The sequence below is a fragment of the Desulfonatronospira thiodismutans ASO3-1 genome (assembly GCF_000174435.1).
In the GTDB taxonomy this organism is placed as follows: Bacteria; Desulfobacterota; Desulfovibrionia; order Desulfovibrionales; family Desulfonatronovibrionaceae; genus Desulfonatronospira; species Desulfonatronospira thiodismutans.
In genome coordinates this window covers 1,045,168-1,062,045 of sequence record NZ_ACJN02000001.1, presented here as the reverse complement: position 1 = coordinate 1,062,045, position 16,878 = coordinate 1,045,168, and the positions used below count along the sequence as shown (strand labels likewise).

General features: G+C 47.2%; 15 protein-coding genes. 9 read left to right on the top strand and 6 right to left on the bottom strand.

Going from position 1 to position 16,878, the window contains the following annotated elements:
* Window positions 1-11 precede the first annotated feature (11 nt).
* The 4 genes from brxL (at window position 12) to DTHIO_RS22280 (ending at window position 4,174) form a co-directional block, all read left to right on the top strand.
* Window positions 12-2,057, top strand: a complete 2,046-nt coding sequence (gene brxL / locus DTHIO_RS04830) for a protease Lon-related BREX system protein BrxL (protein WP_008869230.1) — start codon at window positions 12-14, stop codon at window positions 2,055-2,057.
* A 416-nt stretch (window positions 2,058-2,473) separates the two neighbouring features.
* Window positions 2,474-2,686: an addiction module protein gene (locus DTHIO_RS04825; RefSeq protein WP_008869229.1), complete on the top strand. Its 213-nt coding sequence runs from the start codon at window positions 2,474-2,476 to the stop codon at window positions 2,684-2,686.
* A 149-nt stretch (window positions 2,687-2,835) separates the two neighbouring features.
* Window positions 2,836-3,198 (top strand): ADP-ribosylglycohydrolase family protein, encoded by a 363-nt coding sequence (locus tag DTHIO_RS04820; protein ID WP_040417538.1) that lies wholly within the window; start codon window positions 2,836-2,838, stop codon window positions 3,196-3,198.
* 637 nt (window positions 3,199-3,835) lie between these two features.
* On the top strand, window positions 3,836-4,174 hold the full coding sequence (locus tag DTHIO_RS22280) for a hypothetical protein (protein WP_244156311.1): 339 nt from the start codon (window positions 3,836-3,838) through the stop codon (window positions 4,172-4,174).
* Between the two features lie 97 nt (window positions 4,175-4,271).
* Here DTHIO_RS22280 and DTHIO_RS22275 read toward each other — a convergent pair whose 3' ends face one another.
* Window positions 4,272-4,868, bottom strand: coding sequence for a hypothetical protein (locus DTHIO_RS22275; protein WP_244156310.1), 597 nt, complete (start codon window positions 4,866-4,868; stop codon window positions 4,272-4,274).
* A 105-nt stretch (window positions 4,869-4,973) separates the two neighbouring features.
* On the opposite strand from DTHIO_RS22275, the gene DTHIO_RS22270 reads away from it, so the two are divergent.
* Both DTHIO_RS22270 and DTHIO_RS04805 read left to right on the top strand, forming a co-directional pair.
* Complete coding sequence (locus DTHIO_RS22270) at window positions 4,974-5,219, top strand: hypothetical protein (RefSeq protein WP_244156309.1); 246 nt, start codon at window positions 4,974-4,976, stop codon at window positions 5,217-5,219.
* A gap of 304 nt (window positions 5,220-5,523) precedes the next feature.
* On the top strand, window positions 5,524-6,543 hold the full coding sequence (locus tag DTHIO_RS04805; protein WP_008869227.1) for a PDDEXK family nuclease: 1,020 nt from the start codon (window positions 5,524-5,526) through the stop codon (window positions 6,541-6,543).
* A gap of 340 nt (window positions 6,544-6,883) precedes the next feature.
* On the opposite strand, the gene DTHIO_RS04800 is transcribed toward DTHIO_RS04805, so the two are convergent.
* Together DTHIO_RS04800 and DTHIO_RS04795 are read right to left on the bottom strand one after the other, a co-directional pair.
* Entirely contained in the window at window positions 6,884-7,378 is a 495-nt protein-coding gene (locus tag DTHIO_RS04800; RefSeq protein ID WP_008869226.1) for a ribonuclease toxin HepT-like protein, read from the bottom strand.
* The gene (locus DTHIO_RS04795; protein WP_008869225.1) at window positions 7,375-7,752 is read right to left on the bottom strand and encodes a nucleotidyltransferase family protein; all 378 of its coding nucleotides are present in this window, start codon (window positions 7,750-7,752) and stop codon (window positions 7,375-7,377) included. The genes DTHIO_RS04800 and DTHIO_RS04795 overlap by 4 nt, the downstream gene beginning before the upstream one ends.
* 236 nt (window positions 7,753-7,988) lie before the next feature.
* On the opposite strand from DTHIO_RS04795, the gene DTHIO_RS04790 reads away from it, so the two are divergent.
* A complete protein-coding gene (locus DTHIO_RS04790) occupies window positions 7,989-10,337 on the top strand; it encodes a DNA polymerase III subunit alpha (RefSeq protein WP_008869224.1) in 2,349 nt (782 codons plus the stop codon).
* A 16-nt stretch (window positions 10,338-10,353) separates the two neighbouring features.
* Here DTHIO_RS04790 and DTHIO_RS04785 read toward each other — a convergent pair whose 3' ends face one another.
* A complete protein-coding gene (locus DTHIO_RS04785; RefSeq protein ID WP_008869223.1) occupies window positions 10,354-11,352 on the bottom strand; it encodes a helix-turn-helix transcriptional regulator in 999 nt (332 codons plus the stop codon).
* A 189-nt stretch (window positions 11,353-11,541) separates the two neighbouring features.
* On the opposite strand from DTHIO_RS04785, the gene DTHIO_RS04780 reads away from it, so the two are divergent.
* Together DTHIO_RS04780 and DTHIO_RS04775 are read left to right on the top strand one after the other, a co-directional pair.
* On the top strand, window positions 11,542-13,692 hold the full coding sequence (locus DTHIO_RS04780) for an ATP-binding protein (protein WP_244156308.1): 2,151 nt from the start codon (window positions 11,542-11,544) through the stop codon (window positions 13,690-13,692).
* Window positions 13,693-13,736: 44 nt separating this feature from the next.
* Entirely contained in the window at window positions 13,737-14,144 is a 408-nt protein-coding gene (locus DTHIO_RS04775; protein WP_008869221.1) for a hypothetical protein, read from the top strand.
* A 9-nt stretch (window positions 14,145-14,153) separates the two neighbouring features.
* Here the strand turns inward: DTHIO_RS04775 and DTHIO_RS04770 are convergent, their stop codons facing one another.
* Complete coding sequence (locus DTHIO_RS04770) at window positions 14,154-15,611, bottom strand: DUF2779 domain-containing protein (RefSeq protein WP_008869220.1); 1,458 nt, start codon at window positions 15,609-15,611, stop codon at window positions 14,154-14,156.
* A gap of 251 nt (window positions 15,612-15,862) precedes the next feature.
* Window positions 15,863-16,771, bottom strand: coding sequence for a hypothetical protein (locus DTHIO_RS04765; RefSeq protein ID WP_008869219.1), 909 nt, complete (start codon window positions 16,769-16,771; stop codon window positions 15,863-15,865).
* Between the last annotated feature and the right edge of the window lie 107 nt (window positions 16,772-16,878).

Here is a 16,878-nt window from a genome sequence, read left to right as displayed (position 1 = left end):
GGGGATAAGACATGGAACTTGACTATCTGGACAAGAAGGCTTCCCAGGTCCTTGATGGATACTTGGTACGCAAAGATCTGGTGCGTACTTTCAGCAGGCAGTTTCCAGTGCCCACCTATGTGGTGGAGTTTCTGCTGGGGCGTTATTGCGCCAGTGTGGAATGGGAAGAGATAGAGGAAGGCCTGGAAATTGTCCAGAAGCAGCTCAAATCAAGGACCGTTAAGGCCGGCGAGGAAGAACTTTTCAAGGCCAGGGCCAAGGAGGCTGGACAGGTCAAGATTATTGACTCCATAACCGCAAGGTTGGATGCCAGAACAGATTCTTATATAACTGCACTGCCCAGCCTGAGGCTGACAGATGTGCGCATTGATCCCGAGCTGGTGATAAAGAATGAAAGAATGCTTACCGGCGGCTTCTACGCAGAAATTACCCTGAGCTATGACCCGTATATTGCCCAGGAAAAAAACGGACGGCCTTTCGGAGTCGAGGCCCTGCGAGAGATCCAGCTCTCCCAGAGGGACGTATTGGACCATCTGGCTGAAGCCAGAAAACATTTCAGCACGGAAGAATGGAAAGACTTTCTGCTGCGCTCCATTGGTTTAGAGGCCTCCACCCTCTCCCCGAGACAAAAAAACGCCTTTATGCTCAGGATGGTTCCCTTTGTGGAACGCAACTACAATATGGTGGAGCTGGGTCCCAGGGGCACAGGAAAAAGCCACCTTTTTCAGCAGGTATCGCCCTATGCCCATCTTATTTCCGGGGGCAAGGCCACAGTGGCCAGGATGTTCGTCCATATGGGCACTGGTCAGCGAGGCCTGGTATGCCAGTACGATGTGGTCTGCTTTGATGAAATCTCCGGCATCTCCTTTGATCAAAAGGACGGAGTAAACATCATGAAGGGGTACATGGAGTCCGGGGAGTTCAGTCGCGGCAGGGACAGCATCAGGGCTGACGGCTCCATTGTCATGGTGGGTAATTTTGAAGTGGATGTTGAACACCAGCAGCGTATCGGGCACCTGTTTGGTCCCATGCCCCAGGAAATGCGGGACGACACGGCCTTTATGGATCGCCTGCACGCCTATCTGCCCGGCTGGGATATTCCCAAAATCAGCAAAAAATATCTTACCGACCATTTCGGCCTGGTAAGCGATTTTCTGTCTGAATGCTGGAGCAGACTTCGGGATGAAAGCCGGGTCAACCTTTTGCAGAACAGAGTGTTTTTCGGGGGAGCCCTTTCCGGACGGGACAGCAATGCTGTCAACAAGACCATAAGCGGATTACTCAAGCTCCTGTACCCCCAGGATCCTTTGGAAATCCCCGATGAGGAGCTGGAGTGGGCCACTCAGATAGCCCTGGAGAGCAGGCGCAGGATCAAGGAACAACAAAAACGCATTGGTGCTGCCGAATACAGAAATACCCATTTCAGCTACACCATCGGAACTGATGGAGTGGAAAAATTTGTGTCTACTCCGGAACTGCACAGCGAAAACAGTATCGGGGCCGATCCCTTGGAGCCCGGACAGGTCTGGGCCATAAGCCCGGGAATAGAAAATGAAAATCCAGGCCTTTACAGGGTAGAAGTCAACTCCGGTCCTGGATCCGGGATTAAAATTCTAAACAAGCCAGTACCGCCTGCATTCAAGGAAAGCATGGGCTATGCAGAGCAGAACCTGTATTCCAGAGCCGCCCAGCTGGTTGGGGACAAGGACCCCAGAAGCCATGAGTATACTGTGCAGCTAAGGGCCTTTGATGCTGCCAGGTCCGGAGCGAAGCTGGGCGTACCGGCCCTGATTGCCCTGTGCACTTCTCTGGTAAGAAAAAGTGTCCGGGGAGGACTGGTCATATGCGGCGAAATTAATCTCGGCGGATCTATAGAGCCCATACACAATGCTGTATCCATGGCCGAAATTGCAGTGGAAAAGGGGGCTGTGGCCCTGCTCATGCCTGTATCCTGCCGCCGTCAGCTCATCGACCTCTCAGACGACATGGCCACCAAAATAGACATTCAATTTTACTCTGACGCCAGGGATGCTTTTATGAAGGCTATTGCGGATTAATGTTCATTCATTATTACAACACATCACAAAAAAACATACCTTATAGCCGAATAAGGAGGTATGATGGATCATAATGAATTAAATGAGCACCTGGAAAGGATTCTTTTTGACGCTGAGAAGAAGATAAAATCCAATCTGTCGTAGGATGATATAAGTTTGTTGTTCGGGGCGGACCCAGCCAATATATTGAAAATATTTGATAAGAGCTCGTTTTTTGCTTGATTTTGAGTCTTAGAACCGCCATTTTGATGTGGAAAAAGCAGTTCTAAACGTCTATTCTCCGAGGCGACATCTATCCTGACACATGGGAAAATAAGGAAACCATCACTTTTTAGGCCCAGTTTTTTTCAGGTATCCATCAAGAGAAAGACTATTGTGCAATCAAAATCTTGTCTTGAAAATTAATCGAGGTTCACATGGTTACAAAAGAAATAAAAGAAAAAATTCTGGCACTCAATGAAGTTGAGCGAGTGCGTTTAGCCGAGTTTATTTTTGACAGCCTGGACAAACCCGACCCCGAAGTAGAACAAAAATGGATTGAAGAGTCGGAGCGGCGTTATCAAGCCTATAAAGAAGGCAGGATAAATCCTGTAAGTATGAACGAAATCAGGCAAAGATATAAAAAATGAACGTTCATCTTTTACCGCCGGCTGATATGGAGCTTGATGATGCTATTAATTACTACACAGGGCAAAAAAATCGCTTATAAATCCAAAGAGTGAGGCTGTAGCCTGGCTCAGATACACGTAATAATATATATTGGATCTCCTGATTAATCATGACCACACAAGACAGATTCCGGGGCTGCCTTGCAGGCCTGGCTGCCGGTGATGCCGTGGGCACCACTGTAGAGTTCATGCCCAGGGGCGGTTTTGAACCACTCAGAGATATGGTCGGGGGAGGACCGTTTAATCTGCGTCCGGGCCAGTGGACTGATGATACCTCCATGGCCCTGTGCCTGGCAGAGAGCCTGAAAAAGAAACTTGAGTTGATACTCGAGGGAGAAAATCCATACGATATATTTGTCCGTTGGAAACCCCTTGAAAAACAGCCCATAGGCTGGAACCCGGACCTCAACGATGGTGTCCGTCTGAACATCCGCCCCTTCATGACCATAGGCGACGTTAGTGACTTATCGTAGAAACCCTGTCACAAAAAACAAGAAATTTAGACAGGATTAACAGGATTGACACGTTCCGCAGGATAACTTTTTGGCCTGGCTTCCGGCCAGGACAAAATAATTTTTCTCTTAATCAATCTCTTAATCCTGTTAATCCTGTCAAAAAAGCTCTTTTCTTTATTGGGTTGCGGGGCAGGCCCGCTTTAGCAAAAAGGGGGCAGGCATTCTCCGGGACAAGCCCAATATTCACTGGAAAAAAGACCGGAATCAGGAAGATTTGGGGTCGGACCTAATCAAGTTATTGAGTTGATTGTATAAATATCCTCTATATAGTCTAAAATTGGCCTTAGAACGCCCATTTCGATGCTCAAAAACCAGTTGTAAGCAAATATGCCCAGAGCCAACAGATATTTTTTGCCTGATCATGTATGGCATATTACCCATAGATGCCATAAAAAGGAATTCTTGCTTAAATTCGCCAAGGACCGTAGCACATGGGTAAAATGGTTGTTTGAAGCCAAAAAAAGGTATGGGCTACAGGTATTGAACTATACGGTTACCTCGAATCCCAGTTAAATGCGCTGCGCTGTCCTTCGGCCCCAGTAAAGCAAAAGAAAGCTTCACGGGGTAAAAATTTAACGGGACAGGTCATATTCACTTGCCGGTACACGGTCATGAAGACAAAGATGCTATACCCAGATCGCTACAATTGATAGCTGGCAGGACAGGCCAGGAATACAATCAAAGGAAGAAGCGTAAGGGGGCTTTCTGGGAAGACAGGTATCACGCTACAGCAGTGGATGTTGATGAACACCTTGTTCGATGTCTGGTCTATATAGACTTGAATATGGTCAGGTCCAGAGTGGTTAAGCATCCCAATGAGTGGAGTCACGGGGGATACCCTGAAATAGTCGAGCCCCAGCAAAGATGCCGGTTTATCAACAGGGATCTCTTGCAAAAACTCCTGGATATCGATGATGGTTTATCAGGGATTTAGTCTGGATGGGTTCAGACAACATTGGATGAGAGAACTCCAAGGCAAGCCGACTGGACTGAAGGTGTTGCAGTGGGCTGCAAAGATTTTGTCGAAAAGGTCAAGGAAATGCTTGGCGGCAGAGCTTGCGGCCGCAGGGTTCATGAAGTAGGCAAGTCAGGGATGTACGCACTGAAAGAACCTGTATCGGCTTACAATGATGTTTTTGAGGGTAAAATGGGGCTTCTAAGCTCCGAAAATAGGCTATTTTGGGATATTTATCCTGATATTTAAGGATGATGGTTAGGTCCGACCCCAAAGAACAAGGGATCATATTTCCTGGAGACATGACTGAATAGATCCGGCCTTGTTTTGTGCTGCAAAGATTATTGATCAGGGAATGAATTGCTTCGGCTGCGGCTTGTGAACTGTCTTTGGATGAGATGTCATGAACAGTTCTGTTTCCTTGTTGAATTAAATGGATATTTTCATGTGAGATCAAAATTTTATCATTTGGAAAACTATTTCTTAATTCCCAGAGCCATCCATCATTATCTGTAAAAATAGAATTTTTCAGCAGACTGAATCCTGCTGCGGTGCACACAATATGAACTCTTAGAGGCAGCTGGGAATGATCAGGATTTAATCCAATTAGATGGATAATCCCGGCAATATGGCGATGATTATTGTGACAAAGGCAGACCAGAACGTTATTCATATTACAACACCACCTGAAAAGTTTCAGCCTGGGTTTGTGCTCAGGTTGTATTTTTTGATGCTGTATTATGATTACGGAATAGAAATGGTATTTTTCAAAATCAATTTGAAAATATGTAATGGGCAGGAGTCAGGAGACAGGGATCAGGGATCAGGGGACAGGAGACAGGAGACAGGGGACAGGAGTCAGGAGACAGGGATCAGGGATCAGGAGACAGGGATCAGGGATCAGGAGACAGGGATCAGGGATCAGGAGACAGGAATCAGGGGGCAGGGGACAAGAGTCAGGAATCAGTGGTCAGGAAGCAGAAATATAATAATCAGGGATGGAGAAATGGTTGTGGGTTATTGATCATACTGCCAAGCATGCAGCCAACTTTTTGTGATAAAAGTGAATCTTGAGCATGTGGTTCTTACTGATATATTGACAATCCTTTGCAAAATCCAAGGCTGAGTCTGTTTCGTTGTTTTTTCCATCACAAAATGTGGAGGCGGCTTCCAGCCGCCTGGCATTAAATAGCCTGCAGGATGCAGGCTCCACTTTAAAGACAGTTACTCGCAGGTTCAGTCCCGGGCCGCCCGGATGAAAAGCTTACAACCAGAAACAAAGAGCCAGGAAATTTGAAATCTCAAGTTTAAAAAGGAGGAGATAACCAATGCTATACAAACTACGATCAACCCACGGTAATTTCGACAGAATAGACCCTGTAGCATTCAAGGATTTTTCAAGCTTTGGTAGTTTAGAAAAAGACCTGGAGGAGCTAATTGCTGAGAGCATTCTGGATATTCTTTTTGAAGATGGCGGCTTAATGCCAATATTCCAGGAACGACAATATCAATCTGAAGCTGATATTTACGCATTAAACAAAAAAGGTGAACTCATTATTTTTGAATTAAAGGGGGGTGCGGCAGGCGAAGGAGCCGTTTATCAAGCTTTGCGATATGCACAAGATGCAGGACAATGGACGTTTTCTACGCTTCAGCAAAAATTCAACCAGTACTCCAACAGTAGCAGCGACTTGCCCCTGGCGCATAAGGAGGCATTCAAGCTTGAGCAGCCCTTAGATGCAAAGGAACTGAACAAAAAACAACATCTGATCATAATTGGCAGTGCCGCTGACGATAACCTGATCAATGCTGTTGATTACTGGAAACATCAAGGCATTTCAATCAAGTTTCTTCCGTATAGAATTTATGAAATAAATGATGAGAAATATTTCGAGTTTTTCACCTTACCTTATGATCGCCATATTAATCCTGGTCATGAAAAGGGAGTATTGTTCGATACCAACAGGAGCTGGGACGAGGATGCAATTTGGTACATGATGGAAAATAATCGGGTGGCTGCCTTTGGGGGTGCGAAACGGTTTGTTGAATACGTTTACCCCGGTGATATCGTTTTCTTTTCACACAGATGGACAGGTCTTGTCGCTGCCGGCCGAGTTAAGAAGGGCAGCATAAATTCACCGGACGACGCAACTTCTTATCGGGATGTTGAATTCATCACACCAGTTCCAAAGAAAGGACAAACTATAAAGGCTATGCCGTTTGGGATGGTCTCTGAAATTACAGGAATGAGTTTTTTCTGGGCTCGGACAATTAAGGTTCCATATCTCTCAAAAGATGAGGCTGAAAACTTAGCAAAGGAGTTGAATACGTACCTTGAAATAAGGTGATAGTTTAGCCCTTTTCTAAGGAAAGCAGGGGACAGGCACCCCAGCCCTTGTTTTGTTGTTGATGTAAAACACAGACTTAATAAATCAAGGGCTGGGAGAGCCAGTCCCCGTGCAACATGTAAATAGCTAAACTATTACGAAATAAGCTCATAACCCCATCAACTTGGCAAGGCTATCGGCTAAGCTCTATTGCCAGCCGCTTATGCGGAGCGTCATCGGCCACTGGGGACAGGCACTTTTGCCGACCTCAAACCACAAAACAGCCGGACTACACGGCAGCAAAAGAATCAGTCCCCTTTCATTTTCAATAAAGTGTCGCTGTGGTGATACTTGCAAGCTGCTAATCAGATTGTTGAGATAAAGCTCGTAGAAAGCCTAAAAAACTCTCTATATCCTGCTTGCAGTCTTCAAAACATGTCCCTGCATCTGAAGCCAGATATTTCAGCCTTTCCGGCTTGAGGTTGAAGGTGTAGACGTTTCTGACCAGATGGCGAAAAGCCCGGTACTCGTCTAAGCAATCTCTGGTACTGCGCCTGATAACCGCAGGACGCAAATCCCTCAAGTCGGCGGACATCTGCTGAAGCAATTCCTGATGCCAATTGGATCCGGAAGGTAAAGCCCCATCAATTGTGCGGGCAATCTCCTCAAAGCAGGATTCCATCCCGGTATAAAAGCTGTGTAGATTGAGGGCCACTCCGTCCAGGTAGCCATCATCAGCGGTTTCTTCAGCCTTTGTCATCAAAAGGGCAATCCGCTGCACCACCAGGTCCAAATCCTGTATCCTCATTTGCAGTCTTCCCGCCAGGGCCTGGTAAGAGCCGGTCTCCAGTTTCATATCTCCACTCCCGTTTCTACCTGACTGCTGATGGCAGTATTGCTCTGAAGTCCTGGCTCCATCTTGATCAGGTCCACACTGATTTCTTTGTCCAGGGCGGTTACTGCGGCCACCGCCCGGAGGTACTTTTCATCTGCCACTCCCCAGACCGCCAGATCCACGTCAGAACGTTCATCAAACACTTCCGGACGTAACAGGGAACCGAACACTACAACACGAGAAGCTGCAAAGTGCTCTCTTAACAGAGATGCAGCCCTGCGAGCCACATCCCAGGCATGTTCATGCCGGATGCGCCTGCTTTCACGGAGAGCCTGCAGCCTTTTTCTGGCGGATTTCCGGTAAATCTCCATATCGGAGGAACTGATAATATTCATCAAAACCCCAGTCTAAAAGTTTTGAGCAATAATTCTTCAAAAAAAATCTTAATATGACCACTTTTGTCATACCTGCCTGTTATACTCAGCCCCAAGCAAGGAAGCAATGGATTTTTTCTCAGTGAATAAATGCTGGCTGGGTAGTCAATACCAAAGGTCCTGAGCACTTATGCTTTTTTCAAACCATAAAACCGCCAGAATCAAAATGTTGTCTAAGCGCAAAGGGAGGTAGAACCATGTCAGAATTTGCACATCTGCACTGTCATACCGAATACAGTCTGTTTGAAGGATGCATAAGGATTGAGGAGCTTTGCTCCAAAGCTGCTGAGTATAAAATGCCTGCTGTAAGCATTACTGACAGCGGCAACCTTTATGGGGCCATGAAATTGTACTCAGCGGCCCGGGAATACGGCATAAAGCCCATCATAGGCTGTGAGATCAACCTGGTTCCCGGAAAAGTTACTGACCGGGACAAATTCAATTATCATCTGGTGCTGCTGGCTATGGACCTGCGTGGATACCATAATCTGGTCAAACTGGTCAGTGCCGGCTGGTTGCAGGGTTTTTACTACAAGCCCCGGGTGGATAAGGATATGCTTCAGAAATATTCAGACGGCATCATTGCTCTTTCAGCCTGCCTGAAAGGAGAGGTCCAGTATCTGCTTCGGGCAAAAGGTTTTGATCAAGGCCTTGAAGCAGCAATGCAATATGCCCGGATTTATCCGGACAGATTTTATCTTGAGCTTGAGGCAAGCGGATATAATGAACAGGCAGAGGTTAATGACAGATTGATGGAACTGTCCGAAAAGACAGGCTTGCCCATTGTGGCTGCCAATGATTGCAGATATCTCACTCCCCAGGATGCTGAAGCACATGCAGTATTAAAGTGCATCAAAAATGCGGAACGTCTTGATGAACAAGACCTGGATAATCTGGACACAAGAGAGCTGTATTTCAAGTCACCTGAAGAAATGGAAAAGGAGTTCTCCTATTGTCCCACCGCCCTGGAAAATGTCCACAAAATCGTTGAGCAATGCAACCTTGATCTGGATTCCCCGAAAAGACACCTGCCAAGATATAAGCCGACTATTGAAGATACCCTTGATAAGGAACTTACTGCTCTGGCCCTCAACGGCCTTGATGAAAAGCTGGCCACTCTGCCTTACAAAGTTGACAGGGAAAAATATTTCACCCGGCTTGATAAAGAATTGAAAATTCTCTGCGAACAAGGCAAGTCTTGGTATTTTCTTGTGGTTTATGACTATGTTGCGTGGGCAAGGAGCAGGGGTATCGCTGTTGGGCCTGGCCGGGGTTCAGCTCCGGGCTGCATGACAGCTTATGCCCTTGGGATTACCGGCATTGACCCGATTCTGCATAAACTTCATTTTGAAAGATTCTGTAATACTAAACGAGCAGGTGTTGTGGATATTGATGTGGATTTATGTCAGGAGCGCCGGCAAGAAGTTTTTGATTATGTGTTTGAAAAATACGGTCAGAACAGTGTGGTATACATTTCTGTTTTTATATGCATGAGAGCCAGAACAGTTTTCAGAGATGTGAGCTTGGTTATAGGAATAAGTCCGGAACAGGCAGAACGGATTATCCAGCTTATTCCCCAGGAACCGGGCATGACCATCAGTAAAGCCATGGAAATGGAACCAGCTTTGCGCAGCATAATGAATGACAATGAAAAGATGCAGAGGTGTTTTGATATCTGCACAAGGCTTGAGGGGTTGATACGTCATATTACCAGCCATGCGGCAAGAATAGTGATATCCAATGAAAATTTACAGGATTATCTGCCTTTATACAGGGGCAGAAACCATGAACTTATTGCTCAATATGACTATAACGACCTGGAAAGGCTGGGCTTCCCAGGGTTTGATTTGCTGGGCCTGAAATATCTGAGCCTGATTAGCCGCACCCTGGATCTGATCAAAGCCAGCCAAAAACAAGCTCCAGACATGGATAGTCTGCCATTAGATGACGCAAAGACCTTTGTCCTTATAGAGCAGGGTCACACAGACGGGGCATTCCAATTGGAAGGCGATGGTTTTCGGCAATACCTGAGGGAATTAAAGCCAGAGCGTCTGGAAGACCTGGCAGCTATGCTTGCCCTTTACAGGCCGGGCCCTTTGGTGAGCGGAATGCTGAGTAACTTTATTAAGCGCAGGCATGGTCGGGTTGCGGCTGAGTATGCTCATGCTGAATTGGCGGATATTCTTAAGGAAACCCATGGCATGATAATCTACCATGAGCAGGTGATGACAATTGCTCATAAAATTGCTGGATTTTCCCTTGAAGATGCTGAAATACTGGCAAAAAACCTGGTCGGGAAGAAGCCCGAAGCGCTGATACAGCAGAAAGAAAAGTTTATAAAAGGCGCAATGCAAAAAAATAATGTTCCTGTTAAAACAGCAGAGCAGATCTTTGATATGATGAAGCAAGCAGGTCCATATGGATACTTGAAAGCCCACAGTATTGCTTATGCCATGATTTCTTATCAGACGGCATTCCTGAAGGCTAATTATCCTGAAGAATTCCAGCAGGCCAAGGACACCGTATTCGGGAAGAATATGAAATAGCCAGCGAAGCCATGTTCTACTTCACATACCTTTCCAGAGCAGCCTCCATCTCTTCAATCATCTCATCCCTCAATTTCACTGGCCTGACCACAACAGCCTCAGCGCCGAAACCAAGCAGCCATTTCTTGACGTCAAACCAGCCTGAAGTGCTCATCTTCAAGGTCACGCTGCCGTCTGGATTGTCAATTATCTCCTGACTGGGGGAGAACCTCCTTTCCCTGATATACTTGGCCTGGCCCGGGGAAAAGACCACCTCAAGCTCCATGGGGTCATCATACACCATGTCAAAGGCCATGGACAGTTTAGCATTGGGATCAAAGTCGCCCGGATAATCAAACGAGTCTCCCAGCTCTTCCAGGGATTCAATGCGCTCCACCGCCAGAATGCGGATATCACCGAACCTGGTGGCCCTCACAAACAGATAAAGCCCGCCGCTGCTCTCGAAAAAATGCAGGGGATCAACACGAAATCTCTTGAGGGTCTCATCCACAAATGAAAAATAGCTGATCACGCAGGTCTTCTGATTAAGCATGGCCCTGGCCAGGGTATCGATTATCTCCTCCTTGCCGGTGTAATCCTTGGTCAACTTTCCTGAGGAGACAAAAAGGGTCTTGAGCTTTCCAATCCGGTCCTGAAAGTCTTTTGGCGTAAAAAGGGCCAGCTTGGAAAAGGCCGCCTCAATCCTGGCCTCAATTTCTGTGCCCGCATAGATTGAGGCTTCGGTCCTTAAAAGGTGCAGGGCCAGGATTTCGGAAAGGTTGAGCCGGACATCGGGCAGAGTGATGTTGGGAAGTTTCAATACATAATCTGCATCCATTTTCCATAGTTTTTCCCTGCCCATTTCCTGGATATCGTCATAAACCGGAAAACCCAGAGCCTGGATGATGTCCAGGAGCCGGTAAACGCTCCTGCGGTCGATATCCAGGGCTTCCGACATGCGGTTTATGGTGCTGCCTCCCGGCTGGCTGAGCAAATCCACGGCCCTTAGAAGCTGGACAATATTTCTTCCCCTCACAACTCACCCCGGTATTGTTTCAGACATATGACCAGAAACGTCACTATAGCCTGTTAATATCCGTTAACAGATATCGGCTGGCAATTCCAGCCCCAATAAGCAGCCTCAACAAAAGGAGGAGTCATGCCAGGGCCGGGGGGAGAAAGCAGACCTCAGATCTTTGAGAGAGCACCTGAAAGTGTTTTCAAAATGGACGCGGACGATTTTTTCATCAGGCAGAAGTCGGCTGTGTACATGAGAAGAACACTCGAAATGATGAAGAGAATGGATGAACCGGCCCTTGAATTCGTCAATTGGATAGTGGCCGGGAGCCAGGAACTGAAAAACCTGCTCATGTCGAGACTGGGCACAAAAGAAAAAGAGCGCATTCTTGGAGAGGTCAGAGCCCACACATTTCACACGGTTGAGGCCTGGAAGGAGGTTGACTTTCTGGTCAGCGCTCTGGAGGCAACCCAGCCGAGACATCATGGCCATATCCTGAAGGGTGTCAAAATCATCCTTGATGAGTACCTGTCCTCAGTTCAGGAGCCTAATTGTCCCATCCTGGAAAATCTGGCCTCCATCCAGGAGACTTTCAGGCTGTCAGAACATGAGTCAGAACTTATTCTGTTTATCTTCCTGACGGGGGTGCATAAGCCTTTTGATGATTATTTTTCAGAACATCTCGACAGCCAGGCTTACGCGGGCCGCAAATACCTGGCCGGAGCCCTTGGGCTGAACTACTCCCAGCTCCAGGAAGCGATGTCTGGTCAATTGTTTGAGCTGGGTCTGCTGCGCCGCAACTTCAATCTTCTGGATCTGGATGAAGACATCAGCCGGACTCTGGCCCAGGGTAAAGCACACAGGTTGAACTCAAACTATTTCGTCAAGGCTGCCGAGGATTTTATTAACCTCAAACATCATCTTCTGCCTGCTGAAACAATCCATCATCTTCTTGGTCTGCTAAAGGAGAAGCGAAACACCCCGGTTCATATCCTCCTGTACGGCTCCCCAGGCACAGGAAAAACCACATTTGCCAGGGCCATAGCTCATAAGATCAACTGCCCTGCTTATGAAATAGTGCATCCAGAGGACAACAGCGGCCATGGTTTGCGTAAAGCTGTCCAGGCCTGCGTCAATATCACTAATGAAGGCCAGGGGGCACTGATGATCGTGGACGAGGCCGAATCCCTTCTTGAAACAGGGTCTTCCTTTTTTCAAAAGGGTGAGGTCAGAGACAAGGGGTGGCTGAACAGGTTCATGGATAGACCCGGAATCAGGGCTTTGTGGATAACCAACCACGTGGAGGATATCCAGGAGTCCACCAAGCGCAGATTTTCCTTCAGTCTTGGGTTTAAAAAATTCAACCGTTCCAAGAGAACGGCCTTGTGGAACACTGTCCTTGATCAGAACATGGCCGCCCCCCTGATGACCAAAAAACAGATCCAGACCCTGGCCAGGGACTACGACGTCACCCCCGGGGCCATGAATACCGCCGTAATTAATTCCAGGGAACTGGCCGGGAACAGGCACGGGTTTTACGCTGCGGTGCGCCGGTCCTTGGATGCCTACCAGGACCTGCTGCATGACGGAATCAGGCCCGAGCCCAACGAAAGTCTTCAGAAGGATTATTCCCTGGAAGGACTGAACTTCAAGGCTGACCTTGAAGACTTTACAAGCAGGATGGAGAAGTTCAGCCGGAATATGTCCGGATCACAAGAAGCTTTTGGAATCAATACTCTCTTCTACGGTCCTCCGGGCACTGGAAAAAGTGAGCTTGTCAGATACCTGGGCCAAAAGCTGGACCGTGAACTGCTGATCAAATACCCAAGCGATATCCTGGACCCTTACGTTGGCATGAATGAGCGAAATATCGCCGACGCTTTTCAGGATGCGGCCAGGGATGAGAGCATACTGGTCTTTGAAGAAGTTGATTCTTTTCTGTCCTCAAGAAACATGGCCCAGAGATCCTGGGAAGTGAACATGGTTAATGAATTTTTGGTCCGCATGGAAAGGTTTAAAGGTATTCTGATCTGCACCACCAACAACTATTCCTGGGTGGACAGGGCCGCGCTTCGCCGCTTCCTGTTCAAGGTGGAGTTTGATTACCTTCATCCCCGGGGGAGGCAGATATTCTACCGGAAGATTATCTGCCCCCTGCTGGAAAATGAACCTACCAGGGGTGAGATGGACCTGGTGAAAGGCATAAGCAGGCTTACTCCCGGGGATTTCCGGGTGGTCAGGGACAGGTACAGACTACTGCCCGGGTCGGAGCTTTCTCACGCAGGCCTGATCCAGGCCCTGGAACTTGAGACGCGGATGAAAGACAAACATGAAGGCATCAAGAGGCTGGGATTTTAAAAGTAAAGCCGGGTAAACCTTTAATAACCCGGCAGGGGGGTAACATGAATCAGGAGAAAAAGACCAAAGAAAAATTCTGGACCAAGATCTGGTCTAACAGGAGTAAAGGCAATTTTGTCCTGTCGGATCACGAAATAACCCATGTCAAAAAACTTCCAGGCGGCTGGCTTTTAAGACACAGGTTCATGGCAGGCAAGCAGTTCTCCAGATCCGGCATAATATTCATCCCTGACCCTGAACAAATCTGGAAGACTGACCAGATCGAGACAAAATGGGAAAGAATCTTCACTGAAAGAACACCGAATTATATCGCATACACAAGCAGGATGAAGACACCCCAAGGCTGGGTTATGAAGGAACTTCTGAGCACCAAGAGGCCTTTTTCAAGGGAGGGCACAAACTGCCTCACCCTGACTTATATTGAAGACCGAGATCATCAGTGGAAAAATTGAGCTTTCAGTTCAAAAAGTTAGATTCTCAACAATCCTCACCAAGGCCAGAGTATCCATTTCACAGTAAGCTGTCAGCCCCCTTCGCAGTTCCTCTTTGCGCTCCGGTGTTGTGCCGGGCGCAACAGCTTCAGCATAGGCCTCCTGGGCCTGGCCCCCGTCATGGATTCCCGGCAGGGCGGAGTAATCCAAGTCAGGAGCAATGCATGGCAGGGCAGCCTTTAAAGACCAGCTTCCGCGCATTTCCGGATGATAGTAGCATTGTCTCATAACCGGGAGCAGGTCCACTACCCGGTCCGACAAGGCCTGAAGAGAACCGGCAAGGTCGGGTAAGTGCTGAATCAGTCCATGGATGATGGTTTTTTCAAAACTGCCGTATACAAATATCGGCCCGGCCTCCTGGCAAACCAGCAGTAAAGACTGGGCAAAGCCTCTCATGGGAGGATCTCCGGTAAGGTCAAGGAACTCCTCGTGCCGGATCTGGCCGGGTCTGTCCTGTATGTGACATGACCATTGAAAGGGCAGTTGCTGGTATGGTCTTGTTCCCTCCCAGACAGGAACGGCTAATTGAGCGGTCTCAAAATCAAGAAAATATCTGGGGTAAGGAAAAGCTTTAATATGGACGGCCTTTTCCGGCATAAATTCAGCCTCACCAGACAGGGTGATCCTCCTGACCCGTTCATGATTGGGGTTGGTCAGCCTGCCCTCTGGAATATCACGGATGTCATCGAACCCTTCCTGGATGAGCTCCTGGCGTAACTGAGTACTGACTCGTGGAAGGCATTGGAGGGGATATCCAGGTCTGTTGGCAGGCGAGCAGAAATCCATGAACGGGCATTCAAAAGGAGACCGGCAATGGTCTCCCATCTCAATGGCCGGGATCGGCTCTTGGAGGGTTTTCAGGAATTGCCCGACCCAGCCTTCAACCTGAGTCCGCATTTCAAAGGCTGCCTTTGTCACATCCTCGGTCCTTAGAAGACCCTGGTAATCTCCTTTTCCTGGATAAACAAAAGAAGAATCTATAACCGCCATCTCTATCTCCAGCACGGGACGGCCTGCTCCCTGCAGGACCCAGGATTGAACAGCGCAGTCCCAGATATGATAATCCTTGACACTGGTGGATGATTTGACCTCGATCATCTTGAGCCCTGACTTTCCTGGAAGGACAATGTCTGTGCGCACAATGACCTGGTCATGGACAAACGTGGCTTCATAAATGGGCAGATCAGATGAATCAAGATGCTCTCTGGTAAGCTTCAGGGCGTGTCCAAAGCCCTCTTCCAAACCAACATACACTCCGCCCGGGGCCAGATACTGGCAGGCTATCTCACCGACCTTATGGCCTGTTTGCATCCTGGCCAGGGTGTTTTGATCATACTCCAGCAGATCAGACTTATGAACCTCCAGCCAGAGTCTTTTCGGGCACTGGATTCCAGAAAGAATTTTGGATTTTGAGAGTCTGTGAGTCATAGCGGATGGAGAGCCTTTATTGTTCACTTGTCCTGGGGAATTGTAATCATAATTGACGATCTGCAGTCTGTAATGGCGTATTGTTTATTAATGACTTGTCGATGAAATACTGCCAATAACCCTTTATTTGTTGGGTTATGTGAAAAGTCCACATTAGCTAGTCTTTTCAAGATATTCCATGCCTTTATATCCTGCCTTGGAGTCCGGCTTTAAGACACCTAGGAGAAAAGATGAGCATGCACAGGCAGTTGTTAGCTTCTTTTCGTTAATAGCCACCTGACTAGTCCAGCATTTATAACGAGATCTGCAATTCGTGAAACATCCCATATTGATACTTTTGGATTATTATTAGGCAGTTGCTCAGGATCTCCAGTAAAAGTGTGGTAAACAAAATACATCTCGTCATGGTCGGATTTGTTGAATTCTTCTTGATAATACTGAAGGTCGCTAATATTGGTACTGGACTTAACCTGGACGAAAGCACGTTTTTGTGTCACTGGGGAGAATAAATCAAGATCAAGACTTTTTTGATCTTTCCCTAATACAGAAACGCGTTGCCACCCAGATTGTGAAAAAATCAAATCGACCAAAAGTTCAAAATCTTTCCACCACAGTCCTTTGATGAGTTCTTCGACTCTTTGCTTCAAGTCCGCCAATGAATCTATAGTTGCCTGAATTTCCGGCTGCACATCACCGTTAATTTTTCTTAAGAGGTATTCGGGAAGTTCAACCGCGCAAATAGTGCCCTGGTAACCTTGAACCTTTGTTATCCTTCCGTCGATATTCTCTATTGTAAGCAGATTTCCTTTTTTATCCTTGCAGCTCCAGGAGCCAATTACTCTTCTGATCCTAGTACCGTCATTAAGCTCATGGACATCTTCCTCAGCATGACACCAGTAAAGCTTGCGACTATAGAAAGTAACCCAAATATCTGTTTTCTTAAGTTCATAAAAATCTCTAATTTGGTTGAGATCTCTTGATGCACTACGTTGGTTTCCATCCCTGACTTTAAGCCAATAATCTCTAACAGCTTCCCAGTCACCTCTTAAGGATTCTTGATGCTTTGAGCTTTGGTATCCTAGTCGAAGAGTTTGATCTTTTAAGATACACTCTTCTTCCCACTCTCCATTCAAGCCAAGTTTGATATATCTAATTTTCATGGCCCCCTCCAAAAGTTTAACGATTACCTGTAACGTAACAGGGTATAAGCATACTCCAGCAGATCAGGCTTATGAACCTCCAGCCAGAGTCTTTTCGGACACTGGAT